The following is a 15,815-nucleotide window of genomic DNA, read 5'->3' on the forward strand; positions in this document are numbered from 1 at the left end:
GCCCATTCCCGATCTGTCAGTTCGTACCGCCGCCGTGCCATCAAGCCCTCCAACTCTCGAGGCCTCTGAATCACGTCAATCGCCAATCCTCAAGGCTTTTATGAGTTTACGGCCTAACTACTTCAAGCCGTCGCCAACCCATACATCAAAATCCTCTAAGGCCGTTTTCCGCCCGGCTGGCTGCGCTGGGCTTCGGTCAGGCTCTGGAGAGCGCGGCCTTGCATGTCGATTTGGCGCTGTTCGGAATAGCTGAGGCCATCGCGGGCGCTGCGATCGGCCTGGGCGTCGGCGCGGTCGGCCTCGCGGCGGAGCGCGCGGGCCTGTTTCTTGCTGAGCGTGCCGCTCTTGCGTCCGTCGCGTATGTCCTGACGCGCGCGATCCAGTTCATAGTCGCCCGAGGGGCGAGGCTCGACCCGGACATTGACCGGGCCGGGCGGTGCGGTCGGCTCTGTCTTGGGCGCGATTTGCGCGGGCAGCGCGGCGGGCAGGGCGAGGGCGGTCAGAAACAGGCTGGGCAGGGCAAGGGGGATGCGCATGGCGTTGCTCCTACAGGACGGGGCACGGTCGGTTCCCGGCGCTGAACCCGCGCTGAACCTTCAGCCGATGATGTGCGGCACGAAGCGCGCGGCATTGCCGGTGATCGGCCCATCCTCGCGAATGCCCATGCCGGCCGGGTCGCCATCCACCACCCAACTGCCCAGCACCGGCCGCCGGTCGCCCGCGCCGGGCAGGGTATCGAGCCGCTGGTAGATGAAGCCTTCCTCGCCATAGTCGCCGCCGCTCTGGGCGACCGTTTCGCCATCTTGGACGAGGCGGATATTGGCGCCCTCGCGCGACAGCAGCGGTTTCACCACATGGTCGCCCGTCATGGCGACGCGGCTGGCCTCCAGCAAATTGGGGTGGCCGGGGAACAGATCCCACAGGATCGGCAGGATCGCCTTGTTGCTCCAGATCATCTTCCAGATCGGCTCGATCCACAGGGTGGAGGACAGGCTTTCCACCACTTCCCGGCCAAAGGGTTCGTGGACGATCCATTCCCAGGGATAGAGGTGGAACAGGGCGTCGATCGGCCGATTGTCGAGATCGACGAAGCGGCGGCGCTGATGGTCCCATCCCAGTTGCGGGGTCTGGATCAACTGGGTGTCGATGCCCGCTTCGCGCGCCGTGTCGGCCATATAGGCGACGGTCACGGCATCCTCGCCCATATTGCCGTCGACATAGGTGAGGTGCAGCATCGACGTGCCACGCGGCGGGGCGATGGCGCGCCAGCGGTCGACCAGCCGCTCGTGCAGGCTGTTAAACTGGTCGGCGGCGGGAAAGACGGCCTCCTTCCAGTCCCACTGGATCACCGATGCTTCCAGTAGGCTGGTCGGCGTGTCGCAGTTAAACTCGAACAATTTGGGCGGACCGCTGCCGTCATAGCCGAGGTCAAAGCGGCCATAGTTGAGCGCGGCCGGCTCGCCGTCCCACGCCTCGCGGATCGCCTGATGACAGAAATCGGGAATGCCGAAGCTGCCGAGCAGATCCTGATCCAGCACATGCTGGCCGGCGGCGAGGAACAGGCGATAGAGTTCGGCGGTCGCCTGCTCGATCTCCGCGATCTCGTCCGGGCTGAAGCGATAGCAGGCGCTTTCATCCCAATAGGGCTGGGCATCGGCGCCATGCCAGACCAGGCCCAGATGCTCGACGCGGGCCTGCCAGTGCGGGCGCGGCGTGCAGGCGATCCGTTCCATCAGCTGTGGCCGCTGCGCCCCGACAGGCCAAGGCCGCCGCGCGTCACATTGGCCGAGGATGCCGGGCTGTAGCTATGGCCATAGGAAGGCGCGATCGATCCGCCGCTCACCCGTTCGCCCACGCGCGCGACTGCGCTGCCCCGGCCCAGATAATACCAGCCATGACCGCCACCGCTGCCGCCCCAGCTGCAATTGCGGTCCTCGACCCGGCGCTCCTGCGCGTCGCGGCACACACGCACGTCGCGGTCGGCCGTGTCGGGGCTGCGCGAGCAGCCGGTGGCGAGCAGGGCCGCCGCCATGGCCGATGTGATCGGCAACATGCGCCGGTCGAATTTCTGGGTCATGATCCCCCTTATAGCCCCGAAGATGAAAGGCCGGCGACAGCGTCCCCATGCTGTCGCCGGCCTTGACGATGCTTATTTGCCCGCGCGGTCCTTGTCGCGGATGGCGCGGAATTCGTCGCCATCGACCCAGTTGGGCCAGTCGGTGGTGTTGGCGAGCGCGCGGCCGACATCATAATAGAGCTTCAGGTCGGCGGCGACGCCGGTCCAGTCCCAGTTGGGATCATATTCGTCCTTGGGGCCGTGATAACGGTGCTCGGTATAATCCTCGGCTGCGGCCATGCCGGCGGCGGTGCCGCCCTTCACCAGATCCTCGCCGCCCTCGAAATAGAGCATCGGCAGGCCATGCTTGGCGAAGCTGAAATGGTCGGAACGGTAATAATAGCCCTTTTCCGGGGTCGGTTCGAGCGTCGCGACGCGGCCCTGCGCACCCAGCGCGCGGTCGAGATAGGCGTCGAGCTGCGACTTGCCCTTGCCGATGACGACGACATTCTTGGCGAGGCCCGCGACGCTCAAGGCATCCATGTTGACGCCGCCGACGGTCTTGCTGAACGGGAAGACCGGGTTGTCGCCATAATAGGCCGAACCCAGCAGGCCCGATTCCTCACCGGTGACGGCCAGGAACACCTGGCTGCGGTCGGACGGGCCGGCCTTCACATTGGCCTGGGCCAGCGCGACCAGCGCGGCGGTGCCAGTGGCATTGTCGACCGCGCCGTTGCAGATATCGTCGCCGTCGGGCGCGGCCTGGCAATGGCCCAGATGATCCCAATGGGCGCTGTAAAGCACATATTCGTCGGGCCTGGTCTTGCCCGGCAGCAGGGCGACGACATTCTTCGACGCATGCTTGCGCAGGTCATTGTCGAACGAGACATTGGCCTTGATCGCGCCCAGCGGCACGGCCTTGAAGCCCTTCTGCTTGGCGGCGGCCATCTGCTGATCGAGGTTGAGGCCGGCGTCGGCGAACAGGGCGGCGGCCTTGTCCTTCTGGATCCAGCCGATCGCGGCCGACTGGTCGGCATTGCCGCCCGGATTGTCGGCGACATGCTGTGACCCGGTCCAGCTCGACTGGACGACGTTCCAGCCATAGGCGGCCGGTTCGGTGTCGTGGATGATGATCGCGGCGGCGGCGCCCTGGCGCGCGGCTTCCTCGAACTTATAGGTCCAGCGGCCATAATAGGTCATGGCGCGGCCATTGAACGGACCGGTCAGGCCCGGCGTCTGATAATCCGGGTCATTGACCAGGATCAGCACCGTCTTGCCCTTCACGTCCAGGCCGGCATAGTCGTTCCACCCCTTTTCCGGGGCGTTGATGCCATAGCCCACGAACACGACCGGGCTGTCCTTTACCTCGATCCGGGGCTGGGTGGTGCGATAGGTGCCGATCACCATCTCGGGACCATAGGCGGCGGTGATCGGGGCCTTGCCACCGGTGAAGCTCAAGGCGGAGACGTTCTTGGCGGTGATCTCGACCAGCGGCACGTCCTGGAACCAGCTGCCCTTGTTACCGGGCTTGAGGCCCAGCTTCTCGAACTCGGCGGTCAGCAGCGCCAGCGTCTTCTCCTCGCCCACGGTGCCGGGCGCGCGGCCCTCGTAAGCGTCGGACGAAAGCTCCTTCACCAGCCGCTTCATCATGTCGATCGAGGGGGCGGCGTCGCTCTTGGCGGCCGGGGCGGCCAGCGCGACGGCGGGCGTCAGGGCGGGAGCGGAAAGGGCGAGAACGGCGGCGATCGCCGCGACGGAGCTGCGCATGGAAGGAACCCTTGTCTTTATGGAATGCGCCTGATGCCACTGCGATGGGCCGAGGGCAAGAAATGCCGATTGTCACATTTGTCGCACTTGGTTAGCAATCGGGCCGGGGAATTTTGGGGGAGCGTTTTTCCAGAATGAATTATGTTGCAAGCACGGTGCGCCTGGGCGCGCTGATGGGTTTCTGTTCGCTGTCGGCCATCGCCCATGCCGAGCCGGATGCGCTGGCCAAGGCCTTTGGCGCGCGCGAAACTGTGATTTCGGCCAGCCTGTCGCCGGACGGGCAGAAGATTGCGCTGGTCACGGCTGGCGCAGGGCGAACGACCCGCACCTATGTGCTCAATGCGCAGGAAGGTGCGGAACCCAAGGTGGTCGCCGGCGCGAGCGGGAAGCCGGAATATCTGTATCGTTGCAACTGGGCTTCGAACGATCGGCTGGCCTGCACCATCGGCGGAGAAAGCCGAGTCGGCGACGATGTCTATGGCTTCAGCAGCATCTTCGCGGTCGATGCAGCCGGCGGCAATGTTCGCCCGCTCAGCAAGCGGCATGGTGAAAATGCCTTAGATTTCGACCTGCGCGGCGGCGAGATCATCGACCTGACGGCGGGTGAGGAAGGATCGGTGCTGATGACCCGATCCTATGTCCCCGAAGCAAAGGTTGGCAGCCTGATTGATCAGAAGCTGCAGGGGCTTGGCGTCGATCGTGTCGATACCCGCACCGGTGGAACCAAGCGCATCGAACAGCCTCAGCCGTTGGCCTTTGATTATATATCGGACGGTCGTGGCGCCGTTCGGGTCATTGGCCTCCAGGAGAATAAGGGGTCGGGTTATGCCAAGGGCACATTCCGTTATCTCTATCGTTCCAAGGGCAAGAATGATTGGAGTAGCCTGAGTGTTTATGACATGCGCGATCGCACCGGTTTTGTCCCCTTCGCCGTCGATGCGGACAAGGATATTGCCTATGGCCTGGAGCAGGTTGATGGTCGGCAGGCGCTCGTCAGTATCGCGCTCAACCCAGGCCTCGAGAAAAAGGTCGTATATGCCCATCCGAACGTCGATGTTACCAGTCTGGTGCAGGTCGGCCGCGATCGCCACGTGGTTGGGGCGGGGTTCAGTGAGGATCATGGCGAGGTCGTCTATTTCGACGAGCAGGTGAAGGCTCTGGTGGCGTCGCTCGGCAAGGCGCTGGGCGGCAAGGCGGTCTATATTGGCGACATGAGCCAGGATCGGCAGCGCGTTCTGGTCTGGGCCGGCAGCGATACTGATCCGGGCCAATATTATCTGTTCGATCGCACCGCCAAGAAATTGTCGCCGGTGATGCCCGATCGCCCGGAACTGGCAGGGCAGACCTTGGCTCAGATGAAGTCGATTTCCTACAAGGCGTCGGACGGCACGGTCATCCCCGCCTATCTGACCCTGCCGCCGGGCAAGGATAGCGCGAAAGGGCTGCCGGCGATCGTGATGCCGCATGGCGGGCCGGAATCGCGTGATGAATGGGGCTTCGACTGGCTCTCGCAATATTATGCCGCGCGTGGCTTTGCCGTGATCCAGCCGCAGTTTCGCGGGTCGGCCGGTTTCGGCGAGCAATGGCTTATGCAAAATGGCTATCGGTCCTGGCGGACGGCGATCGGCGATATCGTCGATGCTGGGCGTTGGCTGGTGGCGGAGGGGATCGCCGATCCCGTGAAGCTGACCATCGCGGGCTGGTCCTATGTTGGCTATGCGGCGCTGCAGGCGCAGGCGATCGATCCCCAATTGTTCAAGGCGGTGGTAGCGATCGCGCCGGTGACCGGCTTTGCCGATCGTATCCGCCGGTCGCAATATAACGCCGATTATCTGTTGCAGCAGCAGCGCATGGGCACCGGCAGCGATGCAGCGGACGCATCGCCGATCAACCATGCCGCTGAATTCCGTGCGCCGGTATTGATGTTCCATGGGACCGACGATGGCAATGTCGACATCAGCCAGGCGCGTGCGATGCAGTCCAAGCTGGAAGGTGCGGGCAAGCGCAGCCGGCTGGTCGTCTATGACGGCCTGACCCACGGGCTGAACGACAGCGATGCGCGGGCCGACATGCTTCAGCAGAGTGCAGATTTCCTGTTGCAGGCGGGGAAATAGGTAGAGGAAAAGGGAGGCTTCGAGCCTCCCTTTTTTTGGCCTGTGGCCATGCGAGGCGAGGGGCAGGAAAATGGCCAAGGAAAAAGGCCAAAAGAAAAGGGCGGTCCCTTGCGGGGCCGCCCTTCTCCAATTTCTGTCCGGAAGGACCGATTAGCGCGAATAGAATTCGACGACCAGATTCGGTTCCATCTTCACCGGGTAGGGCACTTCGTCCAGCGTCGGAACGCGGACATAGGTGACCTTGGTGGCGCCGTCGGGGGCGACATAGTCGGGGATGTCACGCTCGGGCAGGCTCTGCGCTTCGAGAACCAGCGCCATTTCCTGCGCCTTTTTGCCCAGAGTGATTTCGTCGCCCGGCTTCACCAGACGCGAGGCGATGTTGCACTTCACGCCGTTCACATAGATGTGGCCGTGCGAAACGATCTGGCGGGCCGAGAAGATGGTCGGCGCGAACTTGGCGCGGTACACGACGGCGTCCAGGCGGCGCTCCAGCAGACCGATCAGGTTCTGGCCGGTGTCGCCCTTCATGCGGCTGGCTTCGAAATAGTTCTTCTTGAACTGCTTTTCGGTGATGTCGCCGTAATAGCCCTTCAGCTTCTGCTTGGCGCGCAGCTGGATGCCGTAGTCCGACATCTTGCCCTTGCGGCGCTGGCCGTGCTGACCGGGGCCGTATTCGCGCTTGTTGACCGGGCTCTTCGGGCGACCCCAGATGTTCTCGCCCATGCGACGGTCGAGCTTGTACTTGGCGCTAGAGCGCTTCGACATACCTAATTCCTTACAACTGCATACTACGTTATCCGCCCTCCGGATCCGATGAACCGAGGTCCGCGCATTGCGGAGGACGAAGGCTTCCCGGTCATCGCCTGTTTCCATATTTCAGGGACAGGGCCGCCGCTTCACCGGGATGCGGGGCCAATCGCGAAGGCGCGCCTATGGAGAAGGTCGGATATTATGTCAAGCGCAGAGTCTGGCCTCGACAGCCGGCGGAGCGCGGCCTAATCCGGCGGCCATGAAGCCCGAAGACTATACCAGCATGACCGAGGTGCGCGCCGGTGTCGACGCCCTCGACCGCCAGCTCGTCGCCCTGCTTGACCAGCGTTTCGCCCATATGCGCGCCGCCGCCCGGATCAAGCCGGATCGCGGCGCCGTGCGGGACGAGGCGCGCAAGCGCCAGGTGATCGACAATGCCCGCGCGGAGGCCGAGCGGCTGGGTGCGCCCGGCGACGTCATCGCGGAGCTGTGGGAGCAGCTGGTCGAAGCCTCGATCGCCTATGAAATGGCCGAGTATGACCGCACGCGGGGTTAACGCTCGCGCGGTCGGTTGAGGTGCGACAGCACGCCGCGGAGCGTGCGCACCTCCAGATGGTTCCAGCCCGGCTTGGTCAGCAGGTTGCGCAGCGTCAGCTTGGTTGCGGGCGCGCGGTCGGGCGGGAAGAAATAGCCGACCTTCTCCAGCAGCGTGTTGAGCTGCAGGATCATGCCTTCCAGTTCCTCCTGCGGTGCGGGCTCGCCCAGCTCGGTCACGGTCGGCTGGGCCAGATTGGCCTGCTTGGACCATTCATAGGCGCACAGGATCACCGCCTGGGCGAGGTTCAGCGAGCCGAATTCCGGATTGATCGGCACGGTCAGGATCTTGCGGGCAAGCGCCACATCTTCCGTCTCCAGCCCTGACCGTTCCGGCCCGAACACATAGGCGCAGCGGCCCTGTGCGGCATGGATTTCCTGCGCGGCCTCCTCCGGCGTGACCACCGGCTTGGTGACGCCGCGCTTGCGCACGGTGGTGGCATAGACATGGGCGCAGTCGGCGACCGCATCGGCCAGCGTCTCATAGACCTGCGCCTTGTCCAGGATGAAGTCCGCGCCAGCGGCCGCCGGACCGGCATCGGGATTGGGCCAGCCGTCGCGCGGGGAAACAAGCCGCATCTCGGTCAGCCCGAAATTCAGCATCGCGCGCGCCGTCTTGCCAATATTCTCGCCCAGTTGCGGGCGAACCAGGACGATGACAGGGGGGAGGGGGGAGGTGTCAGTCATATTTCCGTTCGTCCTGAGTAGGGGCTGAGCCGCCTCCGCTTCCGTTCGGTTCGAGCCAGGGTCGAGCGAAGCCGAGACCCGTGGTCGAGAACGCGCAGCATCCGAGACCGCTTTCCAATCTCCCCTTATCAGGGCTTCCTTTTTCTTGCGGGACCAGTCCTTGATCTGATGTTCGCGCTCCAGGGCGTCAATCCGATCAGGAAATGTCTCGCTGAAAACCAATTCGACCGGACGTCGGTCGTGCGTGTAGCCGGCAATGGCGCCGCTTTGATGCTGGGCTATCCGGCGCTCCAGGTCATCGGTGTGACCGGTATAATAGCTCCCGTCGGAGCAGCGCAGGATATAGACCCAGAAACTCATTGCGCGCGCGGTTCTCGACAAGCTCGAACCGAACGGACCTTGGTCCTGCGGGCGAGAGTGATTTTACTCACTCCCGACCTCCTTCACCGTGCTCGCGAAATCCTCGAAGTCGCGGGCGTCGGTGAAGTCCTTGTAGACGCTGGCGAAGCGGATATAGGCGACGCTGTCGAGGCGTTTGAGCCCCTCCATCACCATCTCGCCGATCGATCGCGCCGGGATCTCGCTTTCGCCGCTGGTTTCCAGCTGGCGCTGGATGCCCGAAATCAGCTTCTCGATCCGGCTCGGGTCGATCGGCCGCTTGCGGCAGGCGATGCCGATGGAGCGGGCCAGCTTGTCGCGCTCGAACGCTTCCTTGCGGCCTTCGCTCTTCACCACCCAGATGTCGCGCAACTGGATGCGCTCGAAGGTGGTGAAGCGCGCGCCGCAGGCTTCGCACTGCCGGCGACGGCGAATGGCATTGCCATCCTCCGTCGGCCGGCTGTCCTTCACCTGGCTGTCCTCATGGGCGCAGAAAGGGCAGCGCAAGCGGGCTTACCCCTGATAGATGGGGAAGCGGGCGCAGAGCGCGGCGACACGCTCGCGGACGCTGGCTTCGACGGCGGCATCGCCATGTTCGCCATTGTCGCGCAGCCCTTCCAGAACGTCGGCGATCATGTCACCGATATCCTCGAACTCGGCGACGCCGAAGCCGCGGGTGGTGCCGGCCGGCGAACCGACGCGGATGCCGCTGGTCTTGGTCGGCGGCAGCGGGTCGCCCGGCACGCCATTCTTGTTGCAGGTGATGAAGCTGCGCTCCAGCGCCTCGTCCGCATCCTTGCCCGAAATGCCATAGGGGCGCAGGTCGATCAGGGCGAGGTGGGTGTCGGTGCCGCCCGAGACCACGGCCAGGCCGCGCTGCTCCAGCTTGCCGGCCAGCGCCTTCGCATTGGTGACGATCGCCTGGGCATAGGTCTTGAATTCGGGCTGCAGCGCTTCGCCGAAAGCGACAGCCTTGGCGGCGATGACATGCATCAGCGGGCCGCCCTGAAGGCCGGGGAAGATCGCCGAATTGATCTTCTTCGCGATCGCTTCGTCGTCGGTCATGATCATGCCGCCACGCGGGCCACGCAGCGTCTTGTGCGTGGTGGTGGTCACGACATGGGCATGGCCGAAGGGTGAGGGATGGGCGCCACCGGCGACCAGACCGGCGAAGTGGGCCATGTCGACCATGAACAGTGCGCCGACCTTGTCCGCGATGCTACGGAAGCGGGCGAAGTCGATCTGGCGCGGATAGGCGCTGCCGCCGGCGATGATCAGCTTGGGCTGGCATTCGATCGCCTGGGCCTCGACCGCGTCATAGTCGATCAGATGGGTGTCTTCGCGCACGCCATATTGCACGGCGTTGAACCACTTGCCCGACATGCTGGGCTTGGAACCGTGGGTCAGGTGACCGCCGGCGTCGAGCGACAGGCCCATGATGGTTTCGCCGGGCTTGACCAGCGCCAGCATCACGCCGCCATTGGCCTGCGCGCCCGAATGGGGCTGGACGTTGGCGAACTGGCAGCCGAACAGTTGCTTGGCGCGGTCGATGGCGAGCTGTTCCACCACGTCCGACGGGGCGCAGCCCTGATAATAGCGCTTGCCCGGATAGCCTTCGGCATATTTGTTCGTGAAGACGCTGCCCTGCGCTTCGAGCACGGCCTGCGACACGATATTTTCCGACGCGATCAGCTCGATCTGGGTCTGCTCGCGCTTCAGTTCCTGGGCGACGCCGGCGAACACGGCCGGATCGGCAGCGGCCAGGCCTGCGGTGAAATAGCCTTCCGAACGAATGTCGGACAGGTTGGGCTGGGTGAGGGTTTCGGTGCTCATCTCAAGTCCTTTCAGAGCGCGGGCTGGGACAGTTTCTCGACGCGGCCGGCATGGCGGCCACCGCCGAACTCGGTGGTGAGGAAGGCGGTGACGCAGGCCTTGGCCATGTCGACGCCGGTCAGGCGCGCACCCATGGCCAGGACATTGGCGTCATTATGCTCGCGCGACAGCGCGGCCGACAGCGGTTCGCCGACCAGGGCGCAGCGGCAGGCCGGGTTGCGATTGACGGCGATCGAGATGCCGATGCCCGAACCGCAGAGCGCGATGCCGCGTTCCGCTGCGCCCGATGCGACGGCGGTCGCGAGCTTGTAACCAAAATCGGGATAATCGACGCGGTCGGCGGTGGCCGGGCCGAGGTCGGCGACCTCATGGCCCTCGTCGCGCAACCATTGCGCAAGTTCGGCCTTCAGGTCGACGGCGGCATGATCGGAAGCGATGGCGATTTTCATGGGTGCGTTCCCCTGCGGCTTGGGGTGATTCGTTTCTGCGCGCCTCATAGGGGCATGGGCCGCCAATTGCCACAGTCCAGCTAGGCGCCTATGGACTGGCCCATGGCGGGTATGATCCTTTCGATATTGATGCTGGCGGGTATCCTGCTGACCGGTGGGGGAATTTACGCGATCGTGAAGCGCGGCGACCGCAAGCGCGGGGTGCTGATGATCGTCGCGGGGCTGGTGATGTTCGGCAATGTCGCGATCAGCGCGATACCGATGCCGCCACCGCAGCAGGCGCGCTGAACGGCGGGCAGCAAGAAGGGCGCAACCTTGCGGTCGCGCCCTGTGCTTGTTTCGAGTGGCCGGATCAGGCGGCGTCGCGATCCTTGTTGATGTCGACCAGATGGCCGCCATTCACGGCGATCTTCTTGGGCTTCATCGCTTCGGGCACTTCGCGCACCAGTTCGATCACCAGCAGGCCGTCGGCCAGGTCCGCCTTTTCGACGCGGACGAAATCGGCCAGTTCGAAGCGGCGTTCGAAGCTGCGATTGGCGATGCCGACATGCAGGAACTTGGAACGGTCGGCGTTGGTCTCGTCCTTGCGGCCGATCACCTGGAGCAGATTCTGCTGGGCGGTGATGTCGATTTCCTCGGGACGGAAGCCGGCGACGGCCAGGGTCACGCGATAGCGGTCCTCGGCCAGGCGTTCGATGTTGAAGGGCGGGTAATTGTCGCCCTGCGCCAGACGGGCATTATTCTCGATCAGGTCGAACAGACGATCGAAGCCGACGGTCGAGCGGCGATAGGGGGTAAGGTCGAAACCACGCATGCTCATAATCTCCAATAGAGCAAAATGATCCTGCCGGACCCGGTCTTCGGCGTCCGGCCTATGCTTGTGCCCAGCCCCATGTGGCGGCCGGACGGGATTGATATGGTTGGCTCTTTGCGTTGTTCAAGAGGGGGCAGGGGCGAAGCATCGTGCCGCCTGTCCTACAGCGCCCGCAGGCGATAGACTGGCGAGAAGAGGGCGCGGTAAATGGACGGAAGCGTAACAAAATTTCCGTCTTGAATCCGAAAATGCCAAGATGTGCGGGACATGTACGAAGTTAAGCGGGAAGGGCGCCCAAGAGTCTCCGAACAAAAAAGTGCCCGGACCGCTTTCGCGATCCGGGCACTTAATGGACGATTGCTCGTCTCCCCCTTGGCCTGCCTCTACCGACTTCTCAGCCCCCTAAGCTTGAAGTGGGAAGCAGTATCCCTGAACCACGGCCTTTTGCCTGTGCCTCGGGAGCCTTGCTATGACTGGCGCAGCCTGCTGTCACGGGCAAAATCCGGGCTTTGTGATTTTCTGTATCGGCCTGTGTCCCGCGTGCAACAATTCCGCAATCCTTGCCGTTAAGGCTCAGCCTGCTAGACCGGCCGCGTCACTACCAGAAGGGCCATTCGCGCCACCATGATTCTATCCCGCTACGAACGCATGATCGCCAAGCGCTATTTGCTGCCGGGCAAGGGGGAAGGCTTCATCTTCCTCGTCGCCGGCATCAGCCTGGCCGCGGTCATGCTCGGAGTCGCCGCGCTCATCATCGTCATGAGCGTCATGAACGGGTTCCGCGCGGAGCTGTTCGACAAGATCGTCGGCCTCAACGGCCATGCCGTGGTGCAGGGCTATGGCGGGCGCCTGCCCGACTGGCGCGATGTGCTGAAGGAAGCGAAGGCGACGCCGGGCGTCACCAGCGCGACCCCGCTGATCGAACAGCCCCTGCTCGGCAGCTATCAGGGTCGGGTGGAAGGCGTGCTGGTGCGCGGCATGACCGTGCCCGACATTCGCAGCAACACGACGCTCAAGGGCAAGATCGTGGCGGGCGATCTCAATGCGCTGACCGCCAATAGCGAGAAGGTCGGCATCGGCGTGCGATTGGCCGAAAATCTGGGTATCCAGGTCGGCGACCATATCAGCATCATGAACCCGGCGGGCCGGTCGACGCCGTTCGGCACCGTTCCCCGCCAGATTTCCTATCAGGTGGCGGCGATCTTCGAGGTCGGCGTCTATGATTATGACAAGGCCTTCGTGGTCATGCCGATCGAGGATGCGCAGACGCTGCTGCTGCTGGGCGATGTCGTCAGCATGATCGAGGTCGAGACGGTCAATGCCGACAAGGTTGGCCAGATATTGGAACCGCTGGCGGCCAAGGTCGCGGGCCGCGCCGTGGTGCAGGACTGGCGCCAGATGAATGCCAGCCTGTTCGAGGCGCTGGCGGTCGAGCGGGTGGCGATGTTCGTCGTGCTGTCGATCATCGTGCTGGTCGCGGTGTTCAATATCCTCTCCTCGCTGATCATGCTGGTGCGCGCCAAGACTCGCGATATCGCGATCCTGCGCACCATGGGGGCGAGCCGGAGCGGGCTGGTGAAGATCTTCATGACGGTGGGCGTGACCATCGGCACGCTGGGCATGGTTGCCGGCATGATTTTGGGCTTCACCTTCCTCTTCTTCCGCCAGAGCGTGGTAAATGTGATCCAGTTCGTGACAGGGCAGAATCTGTGGGATCCCTCGATCCGCTTCCTGACCGAATTGCCGTCCAAGCCCGATCCGGTCGAGATCGTGATCATCTGTCTGATGGCGCTGGTCTTCAGCTTCCTCGCCACCCTCTATCCGGCCTTCAAGGCTGCCAATACCGATCCTGTCCAGGTGCTGCGCTATGAATGATGTCCTCAAGGTCAGCGGCCTGTCCCGCAGCTTCACCCAGGGCGGCGTCACGATCGACGTGCTGCGCGGCGTCGACCTGACGGTTGGGCCGGGCGAGATCGTCGCGCTGCTCGGCCCATCGGGCTCGGGCAAGTCGACGCTGTTGCAGGCGGTCGGCCTGCTGGAAGGCGGGTTCGACGGGTCGATCCGCATCGCCGGCGAGGAAGCGGCGAAGCTGGACAATGACGGGCGTACCCGCCTGCGCCGCGATGCGCTGGGCTTCGTCTATCAGTTCCACCACCTGTTGCCCGATTTCAACGCGACCGAGAATGTCGTGCTGCCGCAGGTGATCAAGGACGCGACCATGGACGCGGCGCGGACCCGCGCGGAATCGCTGCTGACGGCGCTGGGGCTGGGCCATCGGCTCGACCATCGGCCGAGCCAGTTGTCGGGCGGCGAGCAGCAGCGCGTCGCGGTCGCCCGCGCGCTGGCCAATCGCCCGGCGCTGGTGCTGGCGGACGAGCCGACCGGCAATCTGGACGAGCGCACCGCCGACGTGGTGCTGGCCGAATTCCTGCGCCTGGTGCGCGGCGAAGGATCGGCGGCTTTGGTCGCCACCCATAATGAGCGGCTGGCGGAAAAGATGGACCGGGTGGTCCGCCTGCACGAAGGGCGGCTGGAAGAGGCGTCAGCCCGGTAACAGTCCCTCGCGCGCGGTCGCGACCATGATCTGGTCGCGGCCCTCGCCCTTGGCACGCAGCAGCGCGGCGTCGGCGGTGGTGACCAGTCGGACGGCGGCGCCATGGTCGGGCCAGGCGGCGAGGCCAAAGGAGGCGGTGATCGGCCCCAGTTCCTGACCGCGATGCTCGACCCGCAGGTCGCGGATGCGCTGCTGGATCTGGGCGGACCGGGTGAGCGCCTGCTCCAGCGTGAAGCCGGGCATCAGGAGGACAAATTCCTCGCCGCCCAGGCGGAAGGCAAAGCCTTGTTCGCGCAGCGAGTCGCCCAGCACCGCGCCGACCGCGCGCAGCACCGCGTCGCCGGCGTCATGGCCATAGCTGTCGTTGAACCGCTTGAAATGGTCGATGTCGACCATCAGGCAGGCGAGCGGGGCATGGTTGCGTTCCGCCTCGTCCACCAGCGCTTCGAACATGGCGTCGAAATGGCGGCGGTTGGGCAGGCCGGTCAGCGCATCGGCCATCGCCATTTCACGCAGCGCGTCGCGCAGGCGCAGATTGGCGAGCGCCAGACCGATATTCTCCGCCAGCATCTCCAGATACTTTTCCGCCCGGTCGAGATGTTCGGCATCCATCTCGCGGGTTTGTTCGAAATAGAGCAGGCCGATGCTTTCGCCCTGCGCCGCCAGCGGGATGCAGATGGTCGGGACGGCGGTTTCGCCTTCCAGATGCTCGCAGGCAATGTCGACCATCCCGCCGCGCGGCTTGTGGACCTGGCCGCGCCGCAGTGCCCAGCAGGCCGAGGCCGGGAAATCATTGCGCGACTGTTTGGGATCGAGCCAGTCGCAGGCCTGCAGCATCATGTTGCGGCGAATGTCGTGGATATAGAGGCGGCCGGGGAAGTCGGGCGTGATTTCCGGGGTGAAGCGGCGCACCACCTCGACCAGATCGGCGGTGCTGTCGCAGCCCTGCAGGCGCTGGGTCATGCGCGACAAGAGGTCGCGCATGGTGCGATCGACATCGCGCTCCTGCTCCAGCCGCTGCCGCTCCAGCCCATTTTCACGGAAAATACGGATCGCCTGCGCCATGTCGCCAATCTCGTCCACCTGCGGGAAATCGGGCGGGATCGCGGCAAAATCCTGCGCGGCAAGGCGGGTGACGACATCGCTCAGCCGCACGACCGGATGCAGGATGCGCTGCTTCAGCACGAAATAGAGGACGCACAGGAACAGCAGGGCGGTGACGCCCAGCATGATTTCCGACATGGTCCGCCACTGGCGCGCGCTATCGGTCGCGCCCTGCACTGCCGTGTCGGTGCGATGATCCAGCATATATTGGAAGCGGCCGACCTGCGCCGCCACCCGGTCCAGTTCGCGGCCATATTCGTCGCCGAAGAGGATGGTGCGGGCGGTCTTGTCGTCGCCCGCCTGCGCCGCCTTGATCGCGACATCCTGCTCGTCGGACAGGGCGTCGGCCCACTGGATCGCCTGGCGCAGCGCGTTCAGCTCATTTTCGTTGGCGCCGGCATCCTTGAGATGCTGGATCCGATCCTCGACGGAACGCAGCGCTTCCTTCTCGCGGCGATAGACGACCAGATGGCTGGGATCGCCCGAAATCACATAGCCGCGCGCCTGTTCGGTCAGGCGATAGACATCCTCCTCCAGGGTGGAGGTCAACTGGTCGAAACTGGCGCGCTGGGCGACCGCGGCGCGCTCGCGCTGTTCCGCGCCGGACGCGAACAGCATCGTCGTGCCCGACGCCAAGGTGAGCAGGACGGTGGCCCCATAGGCCCAGTTGGTGATCGTGGATAAACGCATGGTGGCGCCTAACCTAGGCCCGATA

Annotated in this window: 16 protein-coding genes; 5 read left to right on the forward strand and 11 right to left on the reverse strand. The window is 64.4% G+C overall.

Annotation, left to right across the window (positions count from 1 at the left end; genetic code table 11):
* Nucleotides 1–155: 155 nt before the first annotated feature.
* From A0U87_RS16930 to A0U87_RS16945, 4 genes are all read right to left on the reverse strand, one after another.
* Nucleotides 156–536, reverse strand: a complete 381-nt coding sequence (locus tag A0U87_RS16930; protein ID WP_048939187.1) for a hypothetical protein — start codon at nucleotides 534–536, stop codon at nucleotides 156–158.
* Between the two features lie 60 nt (nucleotides 537–596).
* The gene (locus A0U87_RS16935; protein WP_137405784.1) at nucleotides 597–1,733 is read right to left on the reverse strand and encodes a glutathionylspermidine synthase family protein; all 1,137 of its coding nucleotides are present in this window, start codon (nucleotides 1,731–1,733) and stop codon (nucleotides 597–599) included.
* A complete protein-coding gene (locus A0U87_RS16940; RefSeq protein WP_048939185.1) occupies nucleotides 1,733–2,077 on the reverse strand; it encodes a hypothetical protein in 345 nt (114 codons plus the stop codon). The genes A0U87_RS16935 and A0U87_RS16940 overlap by 1 nt, the downstream gene beginning before the upstream one ends.
* Nucleotides 2,078–2,149: 72 nt before the next feature.
* Nucleotides 2,150–3,823 carry a M28 family metallopeptidase gene (locus A0U87_RS16945; protein WP_048939184.1) on the reverse strand — a complete coding sequence of 558 codons (1,674 nt, stop codon included), beginning with the start codon at nucleotides 3,821–3,823 and terminating at the stop codon, nucleotides 2,150–2,152.
* Between the two features lie 134 nt (nucleotides 3,824–3,957).
* On the opposite strand from A0U87_RS16945, the gene A0U87_RS16950 reads away from it, so the two are divergent.
* Entirely contained in the window at nucleotides 3,958–5,937 is a 1,980-nt protein-coding gene (locus tag A0U87_RS16950) for a prolyl oligopeptidase family serine peptidase (protein ID WP_170978416.1), read from the forward strand.
* Nucleotides 5,938–6,087: 150 nt separating this feature from the next.
* On the opposite strand, the gene rpsD is transcribed toward A0U87_RS16950, so the two are convergent.
* Nucleotides 6,088–6,702 carry a 30S ribosomal protein S4 gene (gene rpsD / locus A0U87_RS16955; protein ID WP_004211980.1) on the reverse strand — a complete coding sequence of 205 codons (615 nt, stop codon included), beginning with the start codon at nucleotides 6,700–6,702 and terminating at the stop codon, nucleotides 6,088–6,090.
* 244 nt (nucleotides 6,703–6,946) lie between these two features.
* On the opposite strand from rpsD, the gene A0U87_RS16960 reads away from it, so the two are divergent.
* Nucleotides 6,947–7,243, forward strand: a complete 297-nt coding sequence (locus A0U87_RS16960) for a chorismate mutase (RefSeq protein WP_017501829.1) — start codon at nucleotides 6,947–6,949, stop codon at nucleotides 7,241–7,243.
* On the opposite strand, the gene A0U87_RS16965 is transcribed toward A0U87_RS16960, so the two are convergent.
* The 4 genes from A0U87_RS16965 to rpiB form a co-directional block, all read right to left on the reverse strand.
* Nucleotides 7,240–8,328, reverse strand: coding sequence for a TrmJ/YjtD family RNA methyltransferase (locus tag A0U87_RS16965; protein WP_122928144.1), 1,089 nt, complete (start codon nucleotides 8,326–8,328; stop codon nucleotides 7,240–7,242). The two genes, A0U87_RS16960 and A0U87_RS16965, sit on opposite strands and share 4 nt — an antisense overlap.
* A gap of 63 nt (nucleotides 8,329–8,391) precedes the next feature.
* Entirely contained in the window at nucleotides 8,392–8,853 is a 462-nt protein-coding gene (gene nrdR / locus A0U87_RS16970; RefSeq protein ID WP_010337343.1) for a transcriptional regulator NrdR, read from the reverse strand.
* Nucleotides 8,854–8,859: 6 nt separating this feature from the next.
* The gene (glyA, locus tag A0U87_RS16975; protein ID WP_048939183.1) at nucleotides 8,860–10,179 is read right to left on the reverse strand and encodes a serine hydroxymethyltransferase; all 1,320 of its coding nucleotides are present in this window, start codon (nucleotides 10,177–10,179) and stop codon (nucleotides 8,860–8,862) included.
* An 11-nt stretch (nucleotides 10,180–10,190) separates the two neighbouring features.
* Nucleotides 10,191–10,628 carry a ribose 5-phosphate isomerase B gene (rpiB, locus tag A0U87_RS16980; protein WP_048939182.1) on the reverse strand — a complete coding sequence of 146 codons (438 nt, stop codon included), beginning with the start codon at nucleotides 10,626–10,628 and terminating at the stop codon, nucleotides 10,191–10,193.
* Between the two features lie 102 nt (nucleotides 10,629–10,730).
* Between rpiB and A0U87_RS16985 the strand changes: the two genes are divergently transcribed.
* Entirely contained in the window at nucleotides 10,731–10,916 is a 186-nt protein-coding gene (locus tag A0U87_RS16985) for a hypothetical protein (RefSeq protein WP_026109318.1), read from the forward strand.
* A 64-nt stretch (nucleotides 10,917–10,980) separates the two neighbouring features.
* On the opposite strand, the gene A0U87_RS16990 is transcribed toward A0U87_RS16985, so the two are convergent.
* Entirely contained in the window at nucleotides 10,981–11,448 is a 468-nt protein-coding gene (locus A0U87_RS16990) for an Hsp20 family protein (protein ID WP_010337347.1), read from the reverse strand.
* A gap of 618 nt (nucleotides 11,449–12,066) precedes the next feature.
* On the opposite strand from A0U87_RS16990, the gene A0U87_RS16995 reads away from it, so the two are divergent.
* Both A0U87_RS16995 and A0U87_RS17000 read left to right on the forward strand, forming a co-directional pair.
* A complete protein-coding gene (locus A0U87_RS16995) occupies nucleotides 12,067–13,317 on the forward strand; it encodes a lipoprotein-releasing ABC transporter permease subunit (protein ID WP_048939181.1) in 1,251 nt (416 codons plus the stop codon).
* Nucleotides 13,310–13,996 (forward strand): ABC transporter ATP-binding protein, encoded by a 687-nt coding sequence (locus A0U87_RS17000; protein WP_004211993.1) that lies wholly within the window; start codon nucleotides 13,310–13,312, stop codon nucleotides 13,994–13,996. Before A0U87_RS16995 ends, A0U87_RS17000 begins: the two co-directional genes overlap by 8 nt.
* Here the strand turns inward: A0U87_RS17000 and A0U87_RS17005 are convergent.
* Entirely contained in the window at nucleotides 13,985–15,790 is a 1,806-nt protein-coding gene (locus A0U87_RS17005) for a diguanylate cyclase (RefSeq protein WP_048939180.1), read from the reverse strand. The genes A0U87_RS17000 and A0U87_RS17005 overlap by 12 nt on opposite strands.
* Between the last annotated feature and the right edge of the window lie 25 nt (nucleotides 15,791–15,815).

Origin of the sequence: Sphingobium sp. MP9-4 (assembly GCF_005281675.1) — a bacterium.
In the GTDB taxonomy this organism is placed as follows: domain Bacteria; phylum Pseudomonadota; class Alphaproteobacteria; order Sphingomonadales; family Sphingomonadaceae; genus Sphingobium; species Sphingobium yanoikuyae.

Coding starts and splice junctions, on each gene's coding strand:
- A0U87_RS16965 (WP_122928144.1), bottom strand. CDS start 8,328: ATGAGTTTCTGGGTCTATATCCTGCGCTGCTCCGACGGGAGCTATTAT.
- A0U87_RS16935 (WP_137405784.1), bottom strand. CDS start 1,733: ATGGAACGGATCGCCTGCACGCCGCGCCCGCACTGGCAGGCCCGCGTC.
- A0U87_RS16930 (WP_048939187.1), bottom strand. CDS start 536: ATGCGCATCCCCCTTGCCCTGCCCAGCCTGTTTCTGACCGCCCTCGCC.
- A0U87_RS17005 (WP_048939180.1), bottom strand. CDS start 15,790: ATGCGTTTATCCACGATCACCAACTGGGCCTATGGGGCCACCGTCCTG.
- A0U87_RS16945 (WP_048939184.1), bottom strand. CDS start 3,823: ATGCGCAGCTCCGTCGCGGCGATCGCCGCCGTTCTCGCCCTTTCCGCT.
- A0U87_RS16995 (WP_048939181.1), top strand. CDS start 12,067: ATGATTCTATCCCGCTACGAACGCATGATCGCCAAGCGCTATTTGCTG.
- glyA (WP_048939183.1), bottom strand. CDS start 10,179: ATGAGCACCGAAACCCTCACCCAGCCCAACCTGTCCGACATTCGTTCG.
- A0U87_RS16950 (WP_170978416.1), top strand. CDS start 3,958: ATGAATTATGTTGCAAGCACGGTGCGCCTGGGCGCGCTGATGGGTTTC.
- A0U87_RS17000 (WP_004211993.1), top strand. CDS start 13,310: ATGAATGATGTCCTCAAGGTCAGCGGCCTGTCCCGCAGCTTCACCCAG.
- A0U87_RS16990 (WP_010337347.1), bottom strand. CDS start 11,448: ATGAGCATGCGTGGTTTCGACCTTACCCCCTATCGCCGCTCGACCGTC.
- rpiB (WP_048939182.1), bottom strand. CDS start 10,628: ATGAAAATCGCCATCGCTTCCGATCATGCCGCCGTCGACCTGAAGGCC.
- A0U87_RS16940 (WP_048939185.1), bottom strand. CDS start 2,077: ATGACCCAGAAATTCGACCGGCGCATGTTGCCGATCACATCGGCCATG.
- rpsD (WP_004211980.1), bottom strand. CDS start 6,702: ATGTCGAAGCGCTCTAGCGCCAAGTACAAGCTCGACCGTCGCATGGGC.
- A0U87_RS16985 (WP_026109318.1), top strand. CDS start 10,731: ATGGCGGGTATGATCCTTTCGATATTGATGCTGGCGGGTATCCTGCTG.
- A0U87_RS16960 (WP_017501829.1), top strand. CDS start 6,947: ATGAAGCCCGAAGACTATACCAGCATGACCGAGGTGCGCGCCGGTGTC.